The organism is Curtobacterium sp. B18 (genome assembly GCF_000333375.1).
Lineage (GTDB): Bacteria > Actinomycetota > Actinomycetes > Actinomycetales > Microbacteriaceae > Curtobacterium.
Map to the genome: position 1 here is coordinate 1 of NZ_BACZ01000128.1, position 1,583 is coordinate 1,583.

The window sequence follows — 1,583 nt, forward strand, 5'->3', positions numbered from 1 at the left end:
ACCGGCTGGTCGCGGGGGGTACCGACCGCGTGGTGTGGCTCTCCCCCGGATGCGTCACGGACCGATCGCCGACGATCAGCGCCCTCGCGACGGTGGTGCGGACGTGAAGCGTCGTCGACGGGACCTCCGACCCTGCCCGTCCTCCGGCTGCACCGACATCGTGAGCGTGCGGGCGTCAACCGGACGAGGGACAGGTCGTCCCACCCCGCACCCACCGGAAAGGCCGACCATGCAGGCAGCAGTCGTCCACGCACTCGGGCAGCCCCTCGTCGTCGAGGAACGCCCGCTCCCGGATCCGGGCCCCGGCCAGGTCCTCGTCCGCATCGAGGCCTCGGGTCTCTGCCACACCGACATCCACGCGGCACACGGCGACTGGCCGGTCCGCCCGACCCCGCCGTTCGTCCCCGGGCACGAGGGGGTGGGCATCATCGAGGCCGTCGGCCCCGACGTCACCGTGCGTCGCGTCGGCGATCGCGTCGCGCTCCCCTGGCTCGGGCACGCCTGCGGAGCCTGCCGCTACTGCGTGGACGGACGGGAGACGCTCTGCGAGCAGCAGCAGAACACCGGGTACTCGATCGACGGCGCGTTCGCCCAGTTCGCGGTCGCCGACGCACGGTACGCCGTACCGGTACCGAACGGGGTCGACCCGTGGGACGCCGCGCCGCTCACCTGCGCCGGCGTGACCACCTACAAGGCCCTCAAGGTCGCGCACGTCGTACCTGCCGAGACCGTGGCGGTGTTCGGCGTCGGTGGGCTGGGACACCTCGCGGTGCAGTACGCGCGGGTCTTCGGCGCCGAGGTCATCGCGGTGGACATCGAACCGGAGAAGCTCCGGCTCGCGCGGGAGCTCGGCGCCGACCACACGGTCGACGGGTCGTCCGGCGACGCCGCGGCGCAGGTCCAGGAGCTCGGCGGAGCCGATGTGGCCGTCGTCCTGGCTGCGTCGGCCCAGGTGTTCGAGCAGGCCTTCGCATCGCTGAAGCGCGGCGGCCGCCTGGTGTGCGTGGCGCTGCCGGCCGACGGGACGATGGTCATCCCGATCTTCGACACCGTCCTCAAGGGCATCTCGATCATCGGGTCGATCGTCGGGACGCGGCAGGACCTCGCCGAGGTGTTCGCGCTGCACGCCGCCGGCCGGACCCGCGTCGTGTCGGTCCGCCGTGCGCTCGCCGACGTGAACGCCGCGATGGCGGACGTCCTCGCGGGCCGTGTGCCGGCGCGCATCGTGCTCGAACTGCCGACCGTCGAGCGCGAGTCGCTCGTGGTCGGGCCGGACGAGCGGGTCGGGCGATGACCGCCGCCGTGCTCGGCACAGCCGACCGTTCCCTCGGACCCGAGGAGTGCTGGGCGCTCCTCGAGATCGTCCCGGAGTCCGCTCAGGGTCCGACGCGACCGGCGGTGGCGGCATGACCATGCCGAACGCCCCCACGCCACCGCCGGACCCGGTGCCGGACGACGACCTCGTCGTCCGGTTGGATGCCGACCAGTGCTGGGAACGCCTCCACCGCTCTCGCACTGCACGCGTCGCGTTCCGCACCGAGGACTCGATCGAGGTGATCCCGGTCAACTACTCGCCGAGACCG

At 72.8% G+C, this 1,583-nt stretch carries 1 protein-coding gene; it reads left to right on the forward strand.

Features of this window, described 5'->3' with window-relative positions; genetic code table 11:
* Positions 1–229 precede the first annotated feature (229 nt).
* Positions 230–1,294, forward strand: coding sequence for an alcohol dehydrogenase AdhP (gene adhP, locus I5E_RS03505; RefSeq protein ID WP_022905774.1), 1,065 nt, complete (start codon positions 230–232; stop codon positions 1,292–1,294).
* The last annotated feature ends 289 nt before the right edge of the window (positions 1,295–1,583 follow it).

Bases quoted from the DNA above. Each gene is read 5' to 3' on its own strand.
- adhP (WP_022905774.1), top strand. From the start codon at position 230: ATGCAGGCAGCAGTCGTCCACGCACTCGGGCAGCCCCTCGTCGTCGAG.